This is a genomic window from Streptomyces sp. NPDC002130, assembly GCF_040296465.1.
Taxonomy (GTDB): Bacteria; Actinomycetota; Actinomycetes; order Streptomycetales; family Streptomycetaceae; genus Streptomyces.
The window spans coordinates 1-1,048 of the sequence record NZ_JBEOXI010001245.1 but is presented as its reverse complement, the minus strand read 5'-3'; the positions used below and the strand labels follow the sequence as shown (position 1 = coordinate 1,048).

Genomic DNA, 1,048 nt, shown 5'->3' with positions numbered 1-1,048 from the left:
GGAGCGGCTGGCCGTCGACGAGCTGCCGCAGAGCCCGCTGTTCGCCCTCGACCCGGAGGGCGACGACATCCGGGGCGTCACCCCGCCGGTGCCTCGGCCATTCACGGCATCAGCACCGAGTACGCGGCGCAACACGGCCAGAACTACTCCGAGGGCTACGAAGAGATTCGCGAGGCTCTGCACAATTCCTGGGCGCGCGATCACGCCGTCGTAGCGTTCAACGCCTCCTACGATCTGACGGTCATGCATGCCGAAGGTCTGCGCATCGGTAAGCCCGCCTTCGTTCCGGGGTTGGTCATCGATCCGTACGTGATCGATCGCGCGATGGACACGTTCCGCAAGGGCAAACGAACGCTCGCAGCCGTGTGCGAGCACTACGGGATTTCCCTCGAGGCTGCCCACGAAGCCGAGGCCGATGCCAAAGCAGCGGCGGCGTTGGCCCGCGAGCTCGCCGTACGGTTCCCCGACATCCTGGGGCTCGATCTCATGGTCGATCAGGCCGATTGGCATGCCGAGCGGCAACGCGATTTCGCCGAGTACCTACTCAGCCAAGGGAGGGACGTGGCAGATGTGAACGGCCAGTGGCCGATTCGCATCATCGCCTGACGCCCTCCCCGGCTCGGACGGTCGCGCGCGCTACTGCGGGACCGGCGGCCACACCGGCGCAATGGACCACGGACGCGCCGTTTCGAGTTGCGACGCAACCTGAATCAGCAAATCTTCACGCCCGAACGCGCCGACCAACTGCACGCCGATCGGCACACCGGCCGAGTCATGACCCATCGGCAAGGAAATCGCAGGCTGACCGGAACTGTTGAACGGACTGGTCAAGCCGCTGTATCCGGCCGAATGCTCCCAGATCGACATGGGATTTGCCGTATCGAGCAAACCGAGCGGAGCTGCCGGCCGAGCCATTGTCGGAGTCAGCAGCAGGTCGTGATCGACAAAGAACGCACCGATCACCTGGGCAGGCCGGATCGTCAATATCGTCGGCAACGCCGGCAAAGAACCCTCCCCCGGCCTCTTCCTCTCCGGTCTGGTCAACGCG

At 65.0% G+C, this 1,048-nt stretch carries 2 protein-coding genes and 1 pseudogene; 2 read left to right on the top strand and 1 reads right to left on the bottom strand.

What is annotated here, in order from left to right; translation table 11 throughout:
• Together ABT116_RS49980 and ABT116_RS49975 are read left to right on the top strand one after the other, a co-directional pair.
• Positions 1 to 88: pseudogene (locus ABT116_RS49980) on the top strand (TrmH family RNA methyltransferase); the annotation flags it as partial.
• Positions 89 to 99: 11 nt separating this feature from the next.
• Positions 100 to 606, top strand: coding sequence for an exonuclease domain-containing protein (locus tag ABT116_RS49975; RefSeq protein WP_502984119.1), 507 nt, complete (start codon positions 100 to 102; stop codon positions 604 to 606).
• A 30-nt stretch (positions 607 to 636) separates the two neighbouring features.
• On the opposite strand, the gene ABT116_RS49970 is transcribed toward ABT116_RS49975, so the two are convergent.
• Positions 637 to 1,048, bottom strand: a 412-nt coding sequence (locus tag ABT116_RS49970; protein ID WP_351648418.1) for an amidase family protein, incomplete at its 5' end; no start/stop codon positions are given.